This window comes from Actinomycetota bacterium (assembly GCA_030774015.1).
Lineage (GTDB): Bacteria > Actinomycetota > UBA4738 > UBA4738 > JACQTL01 > JALYLZ01.
This window is the reverse complement of record JALYLZ010000031.1, coordinates 11,555-30,672: the sequence shown is the minus strand read 5'-3', so window position 1 is coordinate 30,672 and position 19,118 is coordinate 11,555. Positions and strand designations below refer to the sequence as shown.

Genomic DNA, 19,118 nt, shown 5'->3' with positions numbered 1-19,118 from the left:
GACTGATGGCGACGCGAGCGGTGGGGGCGGGAGAGCCGGGGGTGGCCGTCCGAAGCTACAAGGCGCTGACCCGGCCCCTGGACGGCCTCATGGACCAGCTCCGGTTCTACGGGCGGGCCATCCGGGCCATGCCGCTGGCCCTCCAGTACCGGGCCATGATCCTGGGCGTCGTCTCGGACATCACGATCGGGGTCGGGGCCCTGATCGTCGGCGCCGGGACGTTCTTCGTGATCTTCGCCATGTCGTTCTTCACCGGCACCCAAGTGGGGCTGGAGGGGTTCCAGGGACTGTCCCAGATCGGGGCCCAGGCCTTCACCGGGCTGGTGTCCTCGTGGGCCAACACCCGCGAGATCACGCCGCTGGTGGCGGGGGTGGCCCTGGCCGCCCAGGTGGGGACGTCGTTCACCGCGGAGCTCGGCGCAGCCCGGATCTCCGACGAGATCGACGCGCTGGAGGTCATGGCGGTGGACTCGCTGGTGTACATGGTGGGCACCCGGATCTGGGCCGCCATCATCACCATCGTCCCGCTGTACCTGGCCGCGCTGTTCTCCTCGTACCTGGCCACGGAAGCCATCGTGACCAGGCTTTTCTCGCTGTCGAGCGGCGTGTACACCCACTACTTCCACCTGTTCCTGCCGCCCATCGACATCTTCTACAGCCTGTTCAAGGCCGTGATCTTCGCCATCATGGTCACGCTGATCCACTGCTACTACGGCTACAACGCCTCGGGCGGGCCGGCCGGCGTGGGGGTGGCGTCCGGTCGGGCCATCCGGAGCTCCATCGTGGCCGTCGTGATCGTGAACCTGTTCCTGTCGATCATCTTCTGGGGCGGCGGCGACACCGTGAGGATCGCGGGATGATCAGCCTTCGCCCGCGCCGATCGCAGACCCAGACGGAGCCGAAGCCGAAGCCGGCCACGGCCCCCAAGCCCGAGCCGCCCCGAGACCTGGCCCCGGTCCCCCGGAAGCGCCACATCCCGGCCATCATCACCGATCCCCTGGTGATCGCCCTGGTGGCGGCGATCCTGTTCCTGGGGATCAAGTGGGCGTACGGAGGCTTCCGGCCCTACTACTCGCTGTCGCTCGACCTGCCCAAGGCCAGCCAGCTGCTCACGCCGGGCTCGGACGTGCGGATGCGTGGGGTGGTGGTGGGGAAGATCCAGAGCATCAAGCTGGGGCAGCGCACCGTCCACCTCACCCTCCAGATGGACAAGCAGTACAAGGTGACCTCCTCGGCGGTGGCCTACGTCGACCTGAAGACGCTCCTCGGCGCCAAGTACGTCGACCTCCGGTTCGACCACTACTCGCCTCCGTTCCTCACCGACGGCGCGAGGATCCAGGCCACCCACGTGGGGCCGGAGCTCGAGGACGTGCTGGCCGACGGCGTGTCGGTGCTGGACGCCATCCGGCCGAGCGACCTGGCCACGGTGGTGGGGACCCTGGCCCACGCGTCGGCCGGGCACGGAGAGGACGTGGCCCGGAGCCTCCGGGTGAACGCGCAGCTATCCACGATCTTCGCGGGGACGCTCGACTCGCAGCTTCGCGCCCTGCACGACTTCAAGGTCATCTTCGGGGCCCTGCGCAACAGCGGGGTGGACCTGAACAACCTGGCCGACGCCATCAACCAGGGCGTCCCCGTGTACGCGTCGCCGCAGGCGCAGAAGGACCTGGACCGGGCCCTTCGTGCATTGGTCCCCTTCTCGAACAACCTGGCCGACCTGTTCATCCTGAACCGGGCGGACTGGGACCGGCTGATCGACTCCGGTGACACCGTGCTGGGGGCCATCGCGGCGAGGCCGGATGGCCTGCGCAGCCTGATCACGGGCCTGTACCACTACGTGCTGAAGCTGGGCGGCGACCCCATCCAGGTGGGCGACGGCAGCGGCGCGGCCGGGTTCACGAACTTCATCGGCGGCGACAGCAACGCGGAGGGCCAGGCCCAGCTGTGCGAGGCCCTGCCCCTGGACATCCGGGGCCAGGTCCCGATCTGCAACGGGGGCGCGTGATGGCCCGCGTCATCCGCTTCAAGAAGGCCACGCTGCTGAAGGTCCTGGCGTTCATGGCCATGTCGGCGGTGTTCACGGTGTGGCTGGCCGTGAAGATCGGGAACCTCCAGCTCTTCCAGCACACCTACACGTTGAGCGCGGAGTTCTCCAACGCCGCCGGGGTGTTCAAGGGCGACGCGGTGAAGCTGGCCGGCGTCGACGTGGGACGCGTGTCCAGCGCCTCGATCGACAGCGGGCACGCCGTGGTCCAGTTCAACGTGGACGACTCCGTGAAGCTGACCCAGGACACGGTCGCCGCCATCCGGTGGCGAAACGTGCTGGGCCAGCGGTACCTGTACCTGTATCCGGGGAGCGGCCAGGGCGCTCCGCTTCGGGACGGGGACACCATCCCCCTGTCGCACACCGAGAACGCCGGCGACCTGGACCAGCTCCTGAACGAGCTGGGGCCGATCCTGCGAGCCATCGACCCGGCCAAGGCCAACGCGTTCGTGGACGCCGTGAACACGGCGCTGGCCGGCAACGAGGGAAACGTACGAGCCCTTCTGGACAACGGCGCGGTGCTGGCCAGCCGCCTGGCGGGGATGGACAAGCAGATCCAGACGCTGGTCGGCTCCTCCGACACCGTCATCTCGACCTACGCGCACCAGGGCAAGGCCCTCCGCGGGATCCTGGACAACCTCAACCACCTCGGCGGCCGCCTGGACACCATGACCGGCGACATCGACTCGCTGATCACCAACTTCACCGACGTCCAGCAGCAGCTTGACCGGCTCCTGCGGGAGAACAAGGGGAACATCGACACCGACCTGGCCGACCTCAACGTGGTGACGTCGTTCCTGGCGAAGAACAAGGACCAGCTGGCCACCACGCTCTGCTCGCTGCCGGCCGGCATGGCGCCGTACTTCCAGACCACCAGCTGGGGGCAATGGTTCAACGTCCGGGTGGTCGAGTTCATGCTGAAGGACAACAACGGGAACACGATTGCCAGCCTCGCCGAGACGCCCAACGAGCGGAACCAGAAGCCCATTCCGCCGTTCACGTGCGGGACGCCCGGGAACAACGGCACCCACGGGATCGGCAGCCAGATCGGGCCCCTGGCCCTCCCCACGGTCGGGTTCGGCGACCTGGGGAGCCTGATCGCCTCGGCCCTGAGCGGGCTGGGCCTGGGCTCCGGCCCGGTGGGTGTGCCGAGCGGGCTGCCCAGCGGACTCCCCAGCGGGCTGCCGAGCCTCCCACCGGTCCCGGGAACGGGAGGCTCCGGTGGCTAGCATCCGCGGCTTCCTCACGAAGTCGTTCCTGGAACGCAGCCAACGCATCATCGGCATCCTGGGGCTGTCGGCCCTGTTCGGCGGCTCCGCGTTCGCGCTGCTGTTGACCGGCGGCGTGTTCGCGCACACCTACCACGTGAAGGCGTACTTCTCCGACGCGGCCGGCATCACCCCCGGCGACAAGGTGACGGTGGCCGGGCTCCCGGCGGGGACCGTCAAGGGCCTGGAGATCCAGGGCGGCCGGGTGGCCATGGACCTCGCCGTCAACAACGGCATCGAGCTTCCGTCCGACACCCGGGCCGAGGTGGTCATCGAGACACTGCTCGGGCGGGAATCGGTCAACCTCATCGCGGGACAGGGCGGCGGCGCGCTGAAGGACGGGTCCGTCATCCCCCAGTCCCGGACCACCACGCCGATCAGCATCAACGAGCTGAACGACATCTCCGTGAACCTGATGAACCGTTCCAACGCCAACGCGCTGAACGAGCTGATGCGCGAGGTCAGCAGCATCACCGCCGGCAAGACCACACAGGTCCGCCAGCTGGTGACGGGCCTGGCCAGCGTGGCGCAGGCGGTGGACGAGCGCCGGGCCCAGCTCTCCCACCTCATCGACTCGCTGCGGTCGCTGGCCACGACCCTCGGCGACAAGAGCGGGACCATCGTGTCGCTCATCGACAACCTGAACCTGGTCCTGACCAACCTGGCCCAGCGGCAGAAGGCCATCGCGACCCTGTTGAAGGTCACCGACGCCGCCTCCCACGACACCGCGGACCTGGTGAAGCGGAACCGGAAGGTGCTGGACTCCACCCTGCTCTCGCTGCACCAGGACCTCCAGGTGCTGGACCAGCACCAGGTGGACCTGGCCGCGACCATCGACTACCTGGACCAGTCGGTCCAGGGGTACTCCAGCGTGGGGTACTCGCAGAACGTGCCCAACCGGTGGGCGAACATCTTCGTGCAGTCCCTGGGCCCGCTCGGGGTTGACGCCCTGCTCGGGACGTGCGGCGCAGTGGACCAGCTCATCGACACCATCCTGGGCTCGAGCTGCCAGGGCACGCCGCCGCTCACGGCGATCCCGGGGCTGTCCGGGTTGCCGGGCCTCCCGGGGCTGCCCGGGCTGCCGGGCCTCCCGGGGCTCGGGAACGGCAACGGGCTTCCGCTGCCGAGCCCCTCCGTCCCGCCGTTGCCCATCCCGACGACGCTTCCGCCCCTTCCGATCCCCACGACCCTTCCTCCGCTGCCGAGCGTCCCGCCGCTTCCCACGCCCAGCCTGCCGGGGCTGAGCGCGCCGGACTCCTCCTCGTCGTCGTCGTCCTCGTCCTCGTCCTCGTCGTCGCTCGGCGGCAACGTCGGCGACATGGTCGTCTCGGCCCTGGCCGGGTCGAGCTCCAGCAGCGGCAGCTCCCAGCCGTCGAAGGCAGGGCCGCAGCAATGAGGGCCCCGAGGACGCTCGCCCGGCTGGTGGCCCTGACGGTGATCGGCGGCTTCCTGCTCGCGGGCTGCTCCGGGAGCAGCGGCGGCCGGCGGGTGTACAAGGCCGAGTTCAGCCGAACCATCCAGCTGTTCCCGGCCGCCAACGTCCGGGTGCTCGGCGTGAACGTGGGCGAGGTCCTGAGCACCAAGGTCGTGAACGACGGCGTCCTGGTGACGTTCCGGGTGGACGACCCGAGCGTCCAGATCCCCTCGAACGTGGATGCCGCCATCGTCCCGATGTCGCTGCTGGGCGAGCGCTACATCCAGCTGTTCCCCGCCTACACCAACGGGCCGACGCTGCCGTCGGGATCCACCATTCCGCTCTCCCGGACCGCCGTCCCATCCGAGCCGGACGAGCTCCTCCAATCGCTTCAGGACTACATGGGAGCGCTCGATCCGCAGACGGTGACGACGTTCGTTGAGAACGCGTCGAAGGTCCTCCAGGGGAACGGAACCCGCCTGAACAGCCTGATCCGGTTCGGATCGGAGCTCATGCAGACCCTCTCGGCCAAGCGCAACGACCTGGCCGCGTTGTTCGTCCAGCTGGACAAGCTGACCGACGCCCTGGCCACCCGGCAGAAGGCCATCGGCACGCTCATCCAGTCCTACAACGCGGTGACCGGGACGCTGAACGCGAACCGGGCCGCCCTGGAGGGCACCATCCAGGGCCTGAACGACGCGGCGGTGCAGCTGGCCTCGCTGCTGGTGGCGCACCGCAAGACCCTGAACCAGGACATCGAGTCGCTGACCCGGACCGGACGGACCCTGTCCAAGAACGTCGGCCAGCTGGCCGAGACCGGCCACTGGGCGGTGCTGCTGTTCCAGGCCGCCACCCGGGCCGTCGACTACGATCACGCCTGGCTCCGCCTGGGGAACCAGGGGCAGGAGCTGGGGGCGCTGATCCTGCTGCGGCTCCAGGAGCGGCTGGCGGAGCTCTGCCTGGCCAACGGCGACCAGCAGTGCGGGACCATGGACTACTGGTCGCAGTCCGTCCCCGCGCTGTTCTGCTTCCAGCCCACCGGATGCGGGGGCGGCGCGGGCCAGCCGTCGGGCGGCTCCGGCTCCTCGGGTCCCACCGTGGCCAGGGCGCCCCAGAGCGGGAGTTCCTCCTACCAGGCGTCGGTGGCGAGGGCCCTGACCAGAGCCGTGAACTCCTCTCCGAAGGTCCACAAGGCCGTGAAGGCGCAGGCCACGTCGAGCGGGACGACCGTGTACCACCTGATGGACAGGTTGCTGAAGGAGACGGTGGGCAACCCGGACGCCGCGCAGGGGGCATTGTGAACCTGGGCCCGGTGAAGCGGGGCACGGTGACTCGTCTGGCCGGCGTCGTGGTGGTCGCCGTGCTGGCCCTGTCCCTGGCGGCGTGCGGCGGATCGAGCCGGATGCTCAGCGCGTCGGCCGAGTTCAGCGACGTGGGAAGCCTGGTCACCGGGGCCCCCGTGATGATGGCCGACGTCCCTGTGGGCAAGGTCACCGGGATCACCCTCTCCCACGACAACCAGGCCCTGGTGACCATGTCCATCGACCCGAAGGCACACGTCCCCCGTGACGTCACGGCGCGGGTCCGGAGCACCAGCCTGCTGGGCGAGCGGATCGTCGACCTGGTCCCGGCGTCGGGCCTTTCCGCGAGCGCCCCGATGCTCCGAAACGGTGACCGCATCCAGAACACGTCCGTCCGTCCGGACCTCGAGGACCTGGTGTCGTCCGGATCGGGACTGCTCGCCCCCATCGCCGCCAGCCAGATCGCCACGTTGGTGGATGAGGGCTACAAGGGGTTCGGCCACAGCGGCGGCGACCTGCGCACGCTCCTCGGCAACTTCAACCAGATCGTGGGCGCCTACGCCAAGGAGACCGGCACCATCCAGTCCGTGGTGGATTCGGTCAACCAGCTGAACCTGTCGCTGGTTCCCCACATGGGCGCGCAGGCCAAGTCGCTGGTGAACAGCGAGCGGGCCCTCCGCGTGCTGCGGGAGGAGAGCGGGCGGCTGCGGGCGGCCATCAAGGCGCTGAACCGGCTGTCCATCGGGGCCAGCGGCATCATGCACGCCCACTTCGACCAGATGAGCCGGTTCTTCGCGCAGATGCGGGTGATCCTGGGCGTGCTGAAGGACCAGCAGGGAGCGATCGAGGGGCTTCTGCGGTGGGCGCCCTTCCACAACCGCAACACCCAGCTGGTCAACTACTACGACTTCAACCAGGTCCTCCAGGACTTCGTGATCTGCGGCCTGAACGACGACCCGTCGGACCCCGCCCGGACCTGCAACCCCTCCACCGCCCCGTCGTCCACGACCACGCCCCAGCCGTCGCCATGATCACCAAGCGGATCCTCCTCAACCTGGGCATGTTCCTGGCGCTCGCGGCGGTGCTGGTGTGGATGGGGACGGGCCTGGTCATCCAGAAGGGGGGCGGCCGGTCGCTGGTGCTGGACTTCGAGAACGCCTCCGGGATCGCGGCGCGCAACGACGTCACCATGCGCGGCGTGCCGGTCGGCGCCGTCTCCAACGTTGTGCTGACCGGCAAGGGCATCGCGCAGGTCACCGTGAACCTGGAACCCGGGATCACCGTTCCGCAGGGAACCACCGCGCAGATCGACCGGCGAAGCCCCATCGGGGACCTCACGCTCAACCTGACCCCGGGGTCCGGCCCCGCGCTTCCCGACGGCGCCCATCTGGGGCTTGGCGACACCCGGGGGCCGCCCGACGCCGAGCGCACCATCGCCATCCTGGCACGGGTCCTGCACGCCATCCCCTCGCACGACATCGGGTCCCTGGTGCACCAGCTGGCCCTGACGGTGCGCGGCCGGGCCGACGACCTGGCCTCGTTGTCGGAGACCACCGGCCACCTGCCGGCCCGCCTGCTCCAGATCCGTTCGCAGCTCGTGGACCTGATCCGCCAGGGTCCCAAGGTCACCGGGGTGTTCGCCGCCAACGCCAAGACCTTCGCCGACGACCTCCACCAGACCGCACTGCTGGCGGACCTGCTGCGCGACAACCGCTACGCGCTGGTGAAGCTATCTCAGAACGGCGCCCGGTTCGCCGAGGTGGCCAACGCCCTGGTCTCCGGGCAGAAGCCCAACCTGGCCTGCCTGATCTCCGACTTCGGGCACGTCAACGAGGTGCTGGCCCAGCCCGACAACCTCCAGAACCTCATCGGAACGCTCGACCTCAACCACTTCTTCTTCGACGCCGTGTGGATGGCCGTGCAGACGGGCAAGGACGGCATCGACTGGTTCCGGGTGCAGCTCCTGCCTCACACGGAGCCCCCCGCCGACGCCTACAACCCGAAGCGGCCGCCGCCCGACGTCTACGCGGCGGACAGCTGTAGCAACCGCTACGGGAAGGGCGTCGGGCCCGGGACGCAGCCGCAGCCCGTGTACCTGGCGCCCGGGTCTACACTCCACCCCGGCAAGTAGCCCTGGCCATGGAATCGCGGACCGTGGAGCCCCGGATCGCCGACGACGAGCCACCCATCGCCGAGGACGAGCTCGCGCCCCCAGGTGGCGCCGCCCCCGGGGAACTCGCGCCTCCGGACGCCGAGACGCCCCCCGACGCCGAGACGCCCTCCGACGCCGCGCCTACCAAGCCGGCCAAGAGAACGCTGCGCAAGCGGTTCCTGTCCGTGCTGCCCTGGGTCCTGGTGGTCGCCCTGGCCGCGTCCACGATCGTGTTCGTGCTGGCCTGGCGAGGAGCCCAGCAACGGGAGCGGGCCAGGACCGAGGTGGCGGCGGTGGCCACCCAGTTCCTCCAGGCCCTGACGAACTTCGGTGGACCCACCATCGACCGCGACGTCGCCGACATCCGCTCCTTCGCCATCGGGGACTTCGCCAGCCAGGTCTCCCAGTTCTTCGACGCGGGAACCGTCGCCGCCCTCCGGGCGGCCAACGCCGTCTCGGTGGGGCACGTCCAGTCGGTGTTCCTAGAGTCGCTGTCCGGCGACACGGCGGAGGCGTTCGGCGTGGTCGACGAGACCCTGTCGAACGCAAAGACCTCGGCCCATCTGGAGATCCTCAGGATCGACGTGGAGATGGTCCACACGTCCTCCGGCTGGAAGGTGGACCGCGTCGACCTGCTCCAGTCTCCCAGCGGGTTCCCCGGCTCCGGCTAGGAGCCCGTACCCGGATCTCCCGGAAGACCGATCCCCCGCCCCGCCGGGGGCGAATGGATGGTGGACCACCGTGGGAGGTCCCGTTGTCCATCCTTCAATGGTTCCGTCGAAGGCGTCGCCGCATCCGGAGGCGGCGACTTGCCAAGCGGTATCCGTGGTGGACCGTTTAGGCCACCACGGCAGCTGAACGACCGGGGAACGGGAGGCCCGCTCCTCAGATGGCTTCCCGGCGGCGCTCCTTCTCCTCCTCGGTGTCGGCGGCCTGGTCGTTCACGCGGACGCGGTCGCCCAGGCTCTCCTTCAATCCCCAGAAGAAGGTGTCCCATTCGTCCTCGCTCATGGTGAGCGTGCCGCAGTAGGTCTCGTGGTTCTCGGTTCCGGCGAGCATGTTGATGGTCAGGGCGGGCTGGTTCCCCTTGATCCTGGCGGGATACCGCCCGACCACCACGAACGTGAACACGTACCTCGAGCCCATCGCACCTCCCTTCGGGAGCGGACCTACCCATCAGGGGGCCGGTCCAAGCATGGCGAGCTCCTGCCGGCGTGAAGGGCTCGGCCCGGTGGCGATCCGCGCGAACCTCGTGCGGATTGGTGAGCGCCTCTAGTCCGAAAGGCCAATTGCGCCATCCCCCGTCCAGGGAGTAGGAAGGGGCTGAACGGGGGGCACCGGCTGTAGGCCGGATGCCCCCACTCACCGCCGGGCGGAGGTGGATCCGTGGAGTTCCACACGATCAAGATGGACCGAGCGCAGGCTCGGCGGGCGTATCTCCAGTACCGGCTCGCCGTGAAGCAGGGCCGAACCCGGGAAGACCGGGAGGTCCTGCGGGGGTACCGGGCTCTGGCCCGGGGCCAGCAGGTCATCTCGCTCCAGGCCGCCATCACCGCCGGTGGGGTGGACGAGCGGGGGCTTCCCCGGTTGGCGGCGTGCCGCGCCGACGCCCGGTGGTGCTACACGGAGGGCGTGGCCTACGACGGCTCCATCACCTTCCGCATGGACCGGATCTCGCTGACCAGGGACGACCGGCGGCGGGTCCGTCTCCCCGCCGGAACGCTCCCCGCGCCCCGCCGGGTGCGGTGGCAGACGTTCGCGGGCATGGTGCCCATGGTCCCCCCTCCCCTGCGCCCGGCGGGCTCGCTGGCCGGCCACCACATCCTGTGGGACGTGACCTGGCAGGAGATGCCGCCCGAGGACCCCGCGCTGCTCAAACACGTCGGCGGCGACCTGTACGCCGTGGTCGCCGTGTGGAACCTCACCGAACTGGAACGGGCGGTGCTGTCCGGCCGCGGGCAGGCGCCGTAGCGCCCGCCCGCTCGACCGAACACGACCTCCGAAGTCAGCCGGTCGCGCCGCTACCCACTGGTCCTACCCGACCGGTATGTCGCAGGCCACCGGCGAGGCGATGGTGGTCCCGCCCGCCTGGCTCGCCACGCGCACGAACGTCTGGCCCTTCCGTTCCTGCGACCTCGTGTTCGAGCCATACGCCACGTGGGCCAGGCCGCTGCAGTCCACCCCAACGCTGATGAAGTCCAGCAGCGAGCGGTCGGACGAGCCACACACCAGCCCGTTCGTGCAGATCCGCCCGTAGTGGTTGATCGCCGTGTCCACCAGGCCCTGCCGGAAGGCCGGGGTGGCCGACAGCGCCGTCCGGGTCTGGGCCATGTACACGTGCCAGGCCGGCGCGCTGGGGTCGGTGTAGTCGGGGAAGCCGTCGGGACAGGGATGCTGGTTTCCGATGGTCCCGCACACACCGTTGGGCTCGCCGGTCGCCGTCGTCCCGTACCACACCACGTCCACGTTCCCGGGCCTCGTCACGACCATGTGCGCCAGCACGTGGGTTCCCGCTCCGTTCCGCTCGTGGTCCACCTGGATGGGCTGGCTCCACGTCTGGCCGTGGTCCTTCGACACCAGCAGGTACACGTGGTACGGGTTGGTGGCCACGTTCGGGTCGTCCGCCGTCCCGTCGATCAGCGTGTACAGGTTGCCGGCCGAGTCCGCGGCCAGGGTTCCGAAGATGTTCGCGTAGTTCGGCGCCTTCCCGTTGCTGGTGTCGGCGATGAACACCGGGTAGGAGGTCCAGGTCACGCCACCGTCGGTGGACTGGGCCAGGTAGTAGTCGTGCAGCGGTCCGTACGGCGGGTGCGCCGCGTTCTCGGCCGCAGTCGAGCACGAGTACAGGAAGTTCAGGTTGCCGTTGGCGGGGTCGATCACCAGCGGCCGGGCGGGGATGGTGTTCTCCGCGCAGTTGGACGGCGACCCCCCGGCACCGAACGCCTGGTTGCAGGTCGGGAAGGTGTTCCCGCCGTCGGTCGAGAAGCACACCACGGGGTCCTCGGCCACGAAGTCGTGGTAGGCCACGTAGACGTTCGAGCCGTTCGCGGTGAGCCACGGCCGGTCGTCCTCCGGCGCCGTGGTCGTCCCGTCGTTGAAGGTCTGGCCATGGTCGGTCGAGAGCTGGACCGACGCGTGGGTCACGTCCAGGTCGGTGGCGATCACGGTGCCGTCGGTGTTCACCACGATGTCCGAGTCCCCGCCGCGCAGCGGTCCGTTGAGGTCGAACGGCACCGGCTGCGAGAACGTGGCTCCGCCGTCGTACGAATGCCATTCCAGCGGTCCGTTGGCGTCACCGATCGCGGAGACGTAGATGTAGTTCCGGCCGCTGGTGGGCGAGGTGTCGATGGCGATCGAGGGCTCGCCCCCCTGGCCCCCCGGCAACACCACGGCCGGCGCGAACTGCGGGCCCGTGGTGGCCGCGTGGACGCCCGAGCCGGGCAGCGCCGCCGCCATCACCAACGCCAGGCCCGCCATCAGGCCCACGGTTCGGCTCCGGCGTGCCAGGCGTACCCGGCGCAGCGCGAGGCCGCGAATCGACTTTGCGGGCATCTGTTCCCCTCCTTCGCCCTCTCCGACGGCTCGACCGCCGCCCGCCGAGCTCTGACGGCCGGAAGACGAGCCGGACCTCGGCAGAGGTCCGGGCAACTGATACCCACGGGGGAACGACCGAAACGCTCGCCTACCTGCGGATTCTTGCCCGCACCGGGGACCGTTCGAGGCCTCCGGAGCCGGTGATGGGTGGCCGGATCGGGGACGGGGTCAGCGCCCGCAGGCGCACGCCCCGCCGCACCCGCACCCGCCGCCCGCAGCCGGGCCGGGGCTCGACGTCGCGCCGAGTCCGCCGATCAGCGAGATGAGCTTGGCGACCTGCCCTGAACCGCACCGCGGGCAGGCCGGCTGGACGGCGCCGGCGACGTTCTGAAGGCGTTCGAACTGCGTCCCGCACTCCGCACAGCGGTACTCGTAGATCGGCACGCCCGAAGTGTACGACTCGGCGACTGCATTTCGGACGAGCCACGGTACCGTAGTTGGGATGGCAGGAATGGGCGTGGATACGGAAATCGCCGACCCGGCTCCGACGGCCAGGAGCCGGCGATCTCCGTGCGGGGGCTGGCCAAGCGGTACGGCGACATCGTGGCCGTTGCGGGGGTGGACTTCGCGGTCCGGCGGGGCGAGCTGTTCGGGTTCCTGGGGCCGAACGGGGCGGGGAAGACCACCACCATCAACATGCTATGCACGCTGGCCCGGCCCACCGCCGGCCAGGCCTCGGTGGCCGGCTACGACGTGGTCACCCAGCGCGACGAGGTCCGGCAGATGATCGGCCTGGTGTTCCAGGACACCACCCTGGACGGCTACCTCAGCGCGGAGCAGAACCTCCGGTTCCACGCCGAGCTGTACGGGATGCCGCGATCGGAGTTCGGGCCCCGGATGCGCCAGGTCCTGGAGATGGTGGACCTGTGGGACCGCAAGGACAGCCGGGTCCAGACCTTCTCCGGCGGGATGATGCGGCGCCTGGAGATCGCCCGGGGGCTCCTCCACGCCCCCCACGTGCTGTTCCTGGACGAGCCCACCATCGGCCTCGACCCACAGACCCGGGCCTCGATCTGGGACTACATCCGCGAGCTCCGGACCCGCGAGGACGTCACCATCTTCTTCACCACGCACTACATGGACGAGGCGGAGTACTGCGACCGCATCGCCATCATCGACCACGGCTCGATCGTGGCGCTGGACACGCCGGAGGCGCTGAAGGCGAGCGTGGGGAAGGACCGCGTGCAGATCCAGACCGAGGACGACCAGGCCGCCATCGCCGCGCTCCGCGACCGGTTCGGGGTCGAGGCGGCGGTCCACGACGGGACGGTCACGTTCTCGGTCCCGGCCGGAGAGCAGTTCGTCCCGCGGCTGTTCGCCGAGCTGGGCGTGCCGATCCGGTCGGTCAGCGTGGCCCGGCCGACCCTGGACGACGTGTTCATGGCGTACACGGGCCGGACCATCCGCGACGCCGAGGCGGCGAACCCGCTCCGCCAGATGGTCGCGGCGTTCAGGAGGAGGAGGTGAGCCGCGAGGCGATGGCGACCGGCACCGGAACCCGCCCGCCCGTGGCCCAGGTCCGCCGGCCGGCGGGGACCGTCTCTCAGGACCTCCGGGCCGTCAAGATCGTGTGGCAGCGCGAGCTGATCCGGTTCTTCCAGGACCGGGCCCGGATCATCTCCTCGCTCCTCCAGCCCATCCTGTTCCTGTTCGTGCTGGGAGCGGGCCTGTCGACCCTGGTGACAGGGGGGACCGGCGGGCTGGACCTGCGCACGTTCATGTTCCCGGGCGTGGTGGCGATGTCGACCATGTTCACCGCCCTGTTCTCCGCCGGCTCGATCGTGTGGGACCGGGAGTTCGGGTTCCTGCGGGAGATGCTGGTGGCCCCGGTCCACCGGAGCGCGATCGTGCTCGGGAAATGCGTGGGAGGAGCGACGGTGGCCACGCTCCAGGGACTGATCGTCCTGGCCCTGGCTGGGTTCGTCGGCGTGCCCTACGACCCGGCGCTGCTGCTGACGCTGGTGGTCGAGCTGCTGCTGCTGTCGTTCACCCTCACCGCGCTCGGGGTGATGGTGGCCGCGCGGATCAAGAACATCCAGACGTTTTTCGCCCTGACCCAGGTGTTCCTGCTGCCGATGTTCTTCCTGTCCGGCTCGCTGTATCCGCTCACCGGCCTCCCCACGTGGCTGCACGTGCTGACCCGGATCGACCCGCTCACGTACGTCGTGGACCCCATGCGCCGGGCGGTGTTCGCACACCTCACCATCAGCCCGTTCGTGCGGGCCAAGCTCAGCCCGGGGGTGACCTGGGGAAGCTGGCGGGTGCCGACGCTGCTCGAGCTGGCCCTGGTCGCCGTGGTCGGCCTGGCCCTGCTCGGCGTGGGGATCCTCCAGTTCCGCCGGACGGAGTAGCTGGCGGCGTCCGCCCCACACCTCGTTTGGTGGTGGCGTCGGCGGGTAGTTCCCAAAGGATGCCCGCGAACGTCGGAGGGACGCCATGAAACGGATCCGAACCTTCATCGCCGGCACGGCGGCGGGTGCCGGCTTCGCCTACTTCTGGGACCCGGACCGCGGCAAGGTCCGCCGGGACACGGCCCTCGATCAGCTCCGAGCCGTCCTCGGCCGGTCCGGCCGCCGCATGCCGGACGAGGTGTACGTCGAGGACACCCGCCTCAAGGACCGCATCGAGAGCGGGGTGTTCTCGTCGCACGACCTCCCCAAGGGCCAGGTGAACGTCACGGTGGTGGACGGCGTGGCCGAGCTCCGCGGCCAGCTCCAGACCCCCGAGGACATCAACCGGCTGGTCCGGGGCGTGGAGCGCGTCCCGGGGGTCGTGGACGTCCGGAGCATGCTGCACCTGCCCGGGACGCCGGCGCCGAACAAGCGGGAAGCCCGAGAGGCCGCCGGCTAGGCGACACACACGGGAGCCAGGGATGTCCCAGGATCGCCCTTACATCGAGCAGAACACCCGGGAGCGGGAGCGCCTGCGGGCCCTGGTCGCGCGGCTGGGGGACGACGAGCTTCGCGGCGCGGTGAACGAGCACTGGACGGTGGCCGGCGTCCTCGCCCACGTCGCGTTCTGGGACGCGCGTGTCCTGGCCCTGGCCGACAAGCTGGAGCGAGGCGTGGCGTTCTCCCCGTCCGACGAGGAGCCCGAGGACGTGGACTGGATCAACGACGCAACGCGCCCGCTCATCGACGCCATCGCGCCGCGTGACGCGGCCCAGCTCGCGGTGCGCCTGGCAGAGGAGACCGATCAGCGCGTCGCCGCCATCGACCCCGACCGAATGTGGCCGAACGACCCCACCAGCCCGATCAACCCCCTGCGGGCGGCTCACCGCGGCGAGCACCTCGACGACATCGAAACCGCTCTGGCGAGCGGCTTCGGCCACTAGGAGCCCCGCGGCCAAACGCGACCGGCGGGCGTGGGCGCGCACCCCGCGCCGCCGATCGGTGGGTGCTACGGTTCGGCCATGAGGGTCACGGTGCTGGGAGCGGGATCGTGGGGCACGACCGTCGCGACCATCGCCAGCAAGCGGAACCCGACGACGCTGTGGGCGCGGAGCGAGGACCTCGCTCGGGAGATCAACGACAAGCACCGGAACTCGCGGTACCTCGACGGGTTCGACCTGCCCGAATCGCTCGGGGCCACCAGCGACCTGGAGGAGGCGGTGGCCGACGCCGACGTCCTGGTGGTGGGCATCCCCTCCCACGGCTTCCGCGAGGTGCTGGAGCAGGCCGCGCCACACATCCGCCCGTGGGTCCCCGTGGTCAGCCTGACCAAGGGATTCGAGCGCGGATCGCTCCTGCGGATGACCGAGATCATCAAGGACGTCCTCCCGGGGCGGCCCGCGGCCGCCCTGACGGGACCCAACATCGCCAAGGAGATCATGGCCGGGTACGCGGCGGCGAGCGTGGTCGCGACCGACGACCTGTCGGTGGCGGCGGCCCTCCAGGGCGTGCTGCGACGGGGCCTGTTCCGCATCTACACGCACCACGACGTGATCGGCTGTGAGGTCGGTGGGGCCCTGAAGAACGTGGTCGCCATCGCTGCCGGCATCGCCGAGGGCTTGGGGGTCGGCGACAACACCAGGGCCATGGTCATCACCCGGGGCCTGGCCGAGCTGACCCGGCTCGGCCTCGCCATGGGAGGCGAGCCGCAGACCTTCGCCGGCCTGGCCGGCATGGGCGACCTCATGGTGACCTGCATCAGCAAGCACAGCCGGAACCGCTTCGTGGGCGAGCAGCTGGGCAAGGGGCGCCCCCTCGACGAGATCCTGGGCGAGATGACCATGGTGGCCGAGGGCGTGAAGACCGCGTCCCTGGTCATGGAGCTGGCCGAGAGGCACGGCGGCGTTGAGCTGCCGATCTGTTCCCGGATCGAGGGCGTGGTGACCGGCCGCCTCAACGTGCTGTCCGCCTACGAGGGGCTGATGCGGTCGGCCCCGGGCCACGAGGCCGAGCCCGGCTAGGGCGAGGACTCGTCCGGCCGTTCCACCAGCGGGACCAGCTTCGGAACCGCCGCCAGCTCCAGCACCGCCCGCACCGGGCTCCCCGGCGGGGAGACCAGGGACATGTCCTGGCGGCGTCCCCGCAGGCGCTGGGCCAGCCGGAGGAACAGCGCGACCCCGGCGCTGTCCACGTAGGACACGTCGGTGAGGTCCACCACCAGGTTCCGCGCGGTGTTGGGCATGGCCGTCTCGATCGCGGCCAGCAGTTCCTGGGCGTTCGAGATGTCGATCTCCCCACCCACGCGGACCGCGAAGTCGCCGTCGCGGTGCTCGGTCTCGATACGGGCGAGGTCGGTCAGGGGCTCGCCATCGCTCCCGCTACCGATCCCGGTCCCGATGCTCCCGCCAGGCGCTTCCGGAGCCTGACCACCGTTCCCTCGGCGCCGGTGTCGACCTCCACGGCGTCCACGAACCCTCGCATCAACGCAAGCCCCCGTCCGCCCCCGGGCCCCCCGGAGGGCCTCCACCGTCCGTGGTCCCGCACCACGACCTCGACCGTGCCGGCGTCATGCCGGAGCTCGACCTCCACCATGCCCTCCCCGGCCCCGTAGGCATGCTGGATCGCGTTCGTGCACGCCTCCCCGCAGGCCACCAGGATGGCGTTGGTCTCCTCGGTCGATGCGTCCAGCTGGCGAAGCCACCGACGCAAGGTCCGCCGCAGCGGCGCCAGCACCTGCGGGTCGGCCGGAATGCTGAGGCGAACCTCGTCGCCCAGGGGAACCGTCCGCATCGCCACCAGCGCGATGTCGTCCTCGATGTGCCCCCCGACCATGATCCGCAGGAGGTGGTCGCACAGGGCCTCCAGGTCCTCCCCTCCCCCGGCAGCCTCCTCCTTCAGGCGAGCCAGCCCGTCGACGATGGAGCCGCCGCGCTTCTCGACCAGACCGTCGGTGAACAGCAGCACGGTCGAGCCGGGGGCCAGCTGGAAGCTTCCCTCCAGGAACCGTCCCGGGTACTCGGCCCCCAGGGGTGGCGCCAGGGCTTCCTCCAGGTACGTGGCCTCCCCGCCGCCACTCGGGATGAGGAGCGGCGGAGGGTGTCCCGCGTTCGCGAAGCGCACCACCCCGGACTCCGGGTCGAACACCAGATAGGCCAGCGTGGCCATGTGGGGAAGCGCGAGCCGGTGCACCAGCTGGTCCACGCGGCTGATCGCCCCGGCCGGCGAGTCCTCCTCCATGGCGTAGGCTCGGAGGGCCATCCGGAGCTGCCCCATGATCGAGGCGGCTCGCAGCCCGTGCCCGGCGACGTCGCCGATGGCCAGGCCCACGCTGCCGTTCGGCAGCTGCACGACGTCGTACCAGTCCCCGCCGATCTCCATCTCGGCGCTGGCCGGGGCGTACCGGGCCGCCAGCACCACTCCCGGGATGACCGGGAGTCGCTCCGGGAGCAGGCTTCGCTGGAGCGTCTCGGCGATGCGGTGCTCGGCCTCCGCGCGCTTGCTCTCCGTGACGTCCTGGACCGTCCCCACCATCCGGACCGGTTCGCCGGTGGACCCCAGGTAGACCTTCGACTTCGCCAGCAGGTCTCGCTCGACTCCGTCTGGCCGGACGATCCGGTACTCGATCCCCAGCCGGTCGCCCTTCCTGGCCTCTCGCAGCGTGGCCTCGGCGTTCGCCCGGATCCGGAGGGCGTCTTCCTCCAACACCTGGGCGATGGCCCGTTCGAACGTCACCGGAAAGGCCTGGGGACGGTGGCCGTGGATGCGGAACATCTCGTCGGACCAGAACACCCTGTTCTCCGGGATGAGCCACTCCCAGCTGCCGATCCGGGCCACGCGTTGCGCTTCGGCCAGCTGCCGCTCTCGCTGGCGGAGCCGGTCCTCCACCTCTCTGCGTTCGGCGATCTCCCGGGTCAGCTGGTCGTTCGCCGACGAGAGCTCGGCGGTGCGGGCCTCGACCCGGCCCTCCAGCTCGGCGGCGGAGCGCTCCAGGGCCTCTCGCGCCCGGAGCCGTTCGGTCACCACGGCGGCGAAGAACAGGGAGGTCAGGGCCGCGGTCCCGTTGAACGCCTGGAGGGGCAGCATCTTCGAGAACAGCGTCCCGTTGGTGAAGGGGCCGGAGCCGTGCGCGGCCGCCCACGCCGCCGCTCCCGCCGCGATCAGTGCCACGGGGGCCGCCCCCCGAAGCTGGAAGCGCCAGGCCATCCAGCCGAGGAGCGGGACGATGAGGAACAGCAGGTGGACGTGGGTGTTGGTGACCGCGACGGCTCCGCCGGCGACCAGCACCAGCAGGGTGGCGGCCTCGGCCCACTGGCGCCACGTCCACCCGCCGGGCGTGCGGAACTGGCCCAGGCTGAGCAGGAACGGGGCCACCGCCAGGACCCCCATGGCGTCTCCGGCCCACCACACCGCCCAGGCCGGCAGGAATCGACTCGCCGGGATGTCCCCAGACACCAGGAGCGTCGCCGTGCCGATCGAGGCGCTCACCAGCATGCTCAGGGCGCCGAGGAAGACGATGGCCAGCGCGTCGCGCTGCCGGTCCATCTGCCACCGGAACCCGACCCGGGCCAGCAACCATGCCGCCAGGAACGGAGCCAGCGTGTTGCCCACCGCGGTGGTCACGGCCGCCAGCGCGTTCGCGGAAATGGGAAGGTTGACCAGGAACGCTGCCACCAGGATCCCGGGCCACACCCGCCGCCCCAACACGAGCAGCGCGACGACGGCGATGCCCGTGGGGGGCCACAGCGGGGTCACGTTCCTCTGGATCAGGGCGAGCTTCAGGCCCAGGCGAGCGGCGACGTAGTAGGCCACGCCGACGAGCGCGACCTTGGCGGCGAGGATGGGAAACGGGTCGGCCGACCGGGAGCGTTCGGGGCTGGGCCCGGCGCGCAGGACGTCCCGCAGGCCCTCCGGCGTGACGGTTTGACCCACCCCGCCGGGACGCATGGGCGAGAGCG

The 19,118-nt window shown here is 70.3% G+C and carries 18 protein-coding genes and 1 pseudogene; 14 read left to right on the top strand and 5 right to left on the bottom strand.

The genetic code is table 11. The features are described 5' to 3' along the window. Positions 1–5: 5 nt before the first annotated feature. The 8 genes from M3Q23_02770 to M3Q23_02735 are packed head-to-tail and all read left to right on the top strand — an operon-like array spanning position 6 to position 8,850. A complete protein-coding gene (locus M3Q23_02770) occupies positions 6–860 on the top strand; it encodes an ABC transporter permease (GenBank protein ID MDP9341034.1) in 855 nt (284 codons plus the stop codon). Then, complete coding sequence (locus M3Q23_02765) at positions 857–2,005, top strand: MlaD family protein (GenBank protein MDP9341033.1); 1,149 nt, start codon at positions 857–859, stop codon at positions 2,003–2,005. The genes M3Q23_02770 and M3Q23_02765 overlap by 4 nt, the downstream gene beginning before the upstream one ends. Then, positions 2,005–3,273 carry an MCE family protein gene (locus M3Q23_02760; GenBank protein ID MDP9341032.1) on the top strand — a complete coding sequence of 423 codons (1,269 nt, stop codon included), beginning with the start codon at positions 2,005–2,007 and terminating at the stop codon, positions 3,271–3,273. The genes M3Q23_02765 and M3Q23_02760 overlap by 1 nt, the downstream gene beginning before the upstream one ends. After that, positions 3,266–4,708, top strand: a complete 1,443-nt coding sequence (locus M3Q23_02755) for an MCE family protein (GenBank protein MDP9341031.1) — start codon at positions 3,266–3,268, stop codon at positions 4,706–4,708. Before M3Q23_02760 ends, M3Q23_02755 begins: the two co-directional genes overlap by 8 nt. After that, entirely contained in the window at positions 4,705–6,027 is a 1,323-nt protein-coding gene (locus M3Q23_02750) for an MCE family protein (GenBank protein ID MDP9341030.1), read from the top strand. Before M3Q23_02755 ends, M3Q23_02750 begins: the two co-directional genes overlap by 4 nt. Continuing rightward, positions 6,024–7,058: an MCE family protein gene (locus M3Q23_02745; protein ID MDP9341029.1), complete on the top strand. Its 1,035-nt coding sequence runs from the start codon at positions 6,024–6,026 to the stop codon at positions 7,056–7,058. Before M3Q23_02750 ends, M3Q23_02745 begins: the two co-directional genes overlap by 4 nt. Then, positions 7,055–8,158 carry an MlaD family protein gene (locus tag M3Q23_02740; GenBank protein ID MDP9341028.1) on the top strand — a complete coding sequence of 368 codons (1,104 nt, stop codon included), beginning with the start codon at positions 7,055–7,057 and terminating at the stop codon, positions 8,156–8,158. The genes M3Q23_02745 and M3Q23_02740 overlap by 4 nt, the downstream gene beginning before the upstream one ends. An 8-nt stretch (positions 8,159–8,166) precedes the next feature. Continuing rightward, positions 8,167–8,850 carry a hypothetical protein gene (locus M3Q23_02735; GenBank protein ID MDP9341027.1) on the top strand — a complete coding sequence of 228 codons (684 nt, stop codon included), beginning with the start codon at positions 8,167–8,169 and terminating at the stop codon, positions 8,848–8,850. 214 nt (positions 8,851–9,064) lie between these two features. Here M3Q23_02735 and M3Q23_02730 read toward each other — a convergent pair whose 3' ends face one another. Then, positions 9,065–9,325, bottom strand: a complete 261-nt coding sequence (locus M3Q23_02730) for a hypothetical protein (protein MDP9341026.1) — start codon at positions 9,323–9,325, stop codon at positions 9,065–9,067. A 240-nt stretch (positions 9,326–9,565) separates the two neighbouring features. On the opposite strand from M3Q23_02730, the gene M3Q23_02725 reads away from it, so the two are divergent. Continuing rightward, entirely contained in the window at positions 9,566–10,150 is a 585-nt protein-coding gene (locus M3Q23_02725; protein ID MDP9341025.1) for a hypothetical protein, read from the top strand. 63 nt (positions 10,151–10,213) lie between these two features. On the opposite strand, the gene M3Q23_02720 is transcribed toward M3Q23_02725, so the two are convergent. Together M3Q23_02720 and M3Q23_02715 are read right to left on the bottom strand one after the other, a co-directional pair. After that, on the bottom strand, positions 10,214–11,731 hold the full coding sequence (locus tag M3Q23_02720) for a glycoside hydrolase (GenBank protein MDP9341024.1): 1,518 nt from the start codon (positions 11,729–11,731) through the stop codon (positions 10,214–10,216). A gap of 210 nt (positions 11,732–11,941) precedes the next feature. Beyond that, entirely contained in the window at positions 11,942–12,157 is a 216-nt protein-coding gene (locus M3Q23_02715) for a zinc ribbon domain-containing protein (protein MDP9341023.1), read from the bottom strand. Positions 12,158–12,283: 126 nt separating this feature from the next. On the opposite strand from M3Q23_02715, the gene M3Q23_02710 reads away from it, so the two are divergent. The 5 genes from M3Q23_02710 (at position 12,284) to M3Q23_02690 (ending at position 16,184) form a co-directional block, all read left to right on the top strand. Continuing rightward, positions 12,284–13,240, top strand: a complete 957-nt coding sequence (locus tag M3Q23_02710; GenBank protein MDP9341022.1) for an ATP-binding cassette domain-containing protein — start codon at positions 12,284–12,286, stop codon at positions 13,238–13,240. Further along, on the top strand, positions 13,237–14,124 hold the full coding sequence (locus tag M3Q23_02705) for an ABC transporter permease (GenBank protein MDP9341021.1): 888 nt from the start codon (positions 13,237–13,239) through the stop codon (positions 14,122–14,124). Before M3Q23_02710 ends, M3Q23_02705 begins: the two co-directional genes overlap by 4 nt. An 85-nt stretch (positions 14,125–14,209) precedes the next feature. Beyond that, the gene (locus M3Q23_02700) at positions 14,210–14,623 is read left to right on the top strand and encodes a BON domain-containing protein (protein MDP9341020.1); all 414 of its coding nucleotides are present in this window, start codon (positions 14,210–14,212) and stop codon (positions 14,621–14,623) included. 22 nt (positions 14,624–14,645) lie between these two features. Then, complete coding sequence (locus tag M3Q23_02695; protein MDP9341019.1) at positions 14,646–15,107, top strand: maleylpyruvate isomerase N-terminal domain-containing protein; 462 nt, start codon at positions 14,646–14,648, stop codon at positions 15,105–15,107. Between the two features lie 78 nt (positions 15,108–15,185). Beyond that, the gene (locus M3Q23_02690; protein ID MDP9341018.1) at positions 15,186–16,184 is read left to right on the top strand and encodes an NAD(P)H-dependent glycerol-3-phosphate dehydrogenase; all 999 of its coding nucleotides are present in this window, start codon (positions 15,186–15,188) and stop codon (positions 16,182–16,184) included. Positions 16,185–16,264: 80 nt separating this feature from the next. Here the strand turns inward: M3Q23_02690 and M3Q23_02685 are convergent. Further along, positions 16,265–16,465: pseudogene (locus tag M3Q23_02685) on the bottom strand (STAS domain-containing protein). A 53-nt stretch (positions 16,466–16,518) separates the two neighbouring features. Continuing rightward, complete coding sequence (locus tag M3Q23_02680) at positions 16,519–19,107, bottom strand: SpoIIE family protein phosphatase (protein MDP9341017.1); 2,589 nt, start codon at positions 19,105–19,107, stop codon at positions 16,519–16,521. Between the last annotated feature and the right edge of the window lie 11 nt (positions 19,108–19,118).

What these genes read in the sequence shown, in the direction of transcription:
- M3Q23_02690 (MDP9341018.1), top strand. Translation starts at nt 15,186, where the DNA reads ATGAGGGTCACGGTGCTGGGAGCGGGATCGTGGGGCACGACCGTCGCG.
- M3Q23_02760 (MDP9341032.1), top strand. Translation starts at nt 2,005, where the DNA reads ATGGCCCGCGTCATCCGCTTCAAGAAGGCCACGCTGCTGAAGGTCCTG.
- M3Q23_02740 (MDP9341028.1), top strand. Translation starts at nt 7,055, where the DNA reads ATGATCACCAAGCGGATCCTCCTCAACCTGGGCATGTTCCTGGCGCTC.
- M3Q23_02765 (MDP9341033.1), top strand. Translation starts at nt 857, where the DNA reads ATGATCAGCCTTCGCCCGCGCCGATCGCAGACCCAGACGGAGCCGAAG.
- M3Q23_02730 (MDP9341026.1), bottom strand. Translation starts at nt 9,325, where the DNA reads ATGGGCTCGAGGTACGTGTTCACGTTCGTGGTGGTCGGGCGGTATCCC.
- M3Q23_02770 (MDP9341034.1), top strand. Translation starts at nt 6, where the DNA reads ATGGCGACGCGAGCGGTGGGGGCGGGAGAGCCGGGGGTGGCCGTCCGA.
- M3Q23_02750 (MDP9341030.1), top strand. Translation starts at nt 4,705, where the DNA reads ATGAGGGCCCCGAGGACGCTCGCCCGGCTGGTGGCCCTGACGGTGATC.
- M3Q23_02700 (MDP9341020.1), top strand. Translation starts at nt 14,210, where the DNA reads ATGAAACGGATCCGAACCTTCATCGCCGGCACGGCGGCGGGTGCCGGC.
- M3Q23_02695 (MDP9341019.1), top strand. Translation starts at nt 14,646, where the DNA reads ATGTCCCAGGATCGCCCTTACATCGAGCAGAACACCCGGGAGCGGGAG.
- M3Q23_02680 (MDP9341017.1), bottom strand. Translation starts at nt 19,107, where the DNA reads ATGCGTCCCGGCGGGGTGGGTCAAACCGTCACGCCGGAGGGCCTGCGG.
- M3Q23_02735 (MDP9341027.1), top strand. Translation starts at nt 8,167, where the DNA reads ATGGAATCGCGGACCGTGGAGCCCCGGATCGCCGACGACGAGCCACCC.
- M3Q23_02720 (MDP9341024.1), bottom strand. Translation starts at nt 11,731, where the DNA reads ATGCCCGCAAAGTCGATTCGCGGCCTCGCGCTGCGCCGGGTACGCCTG.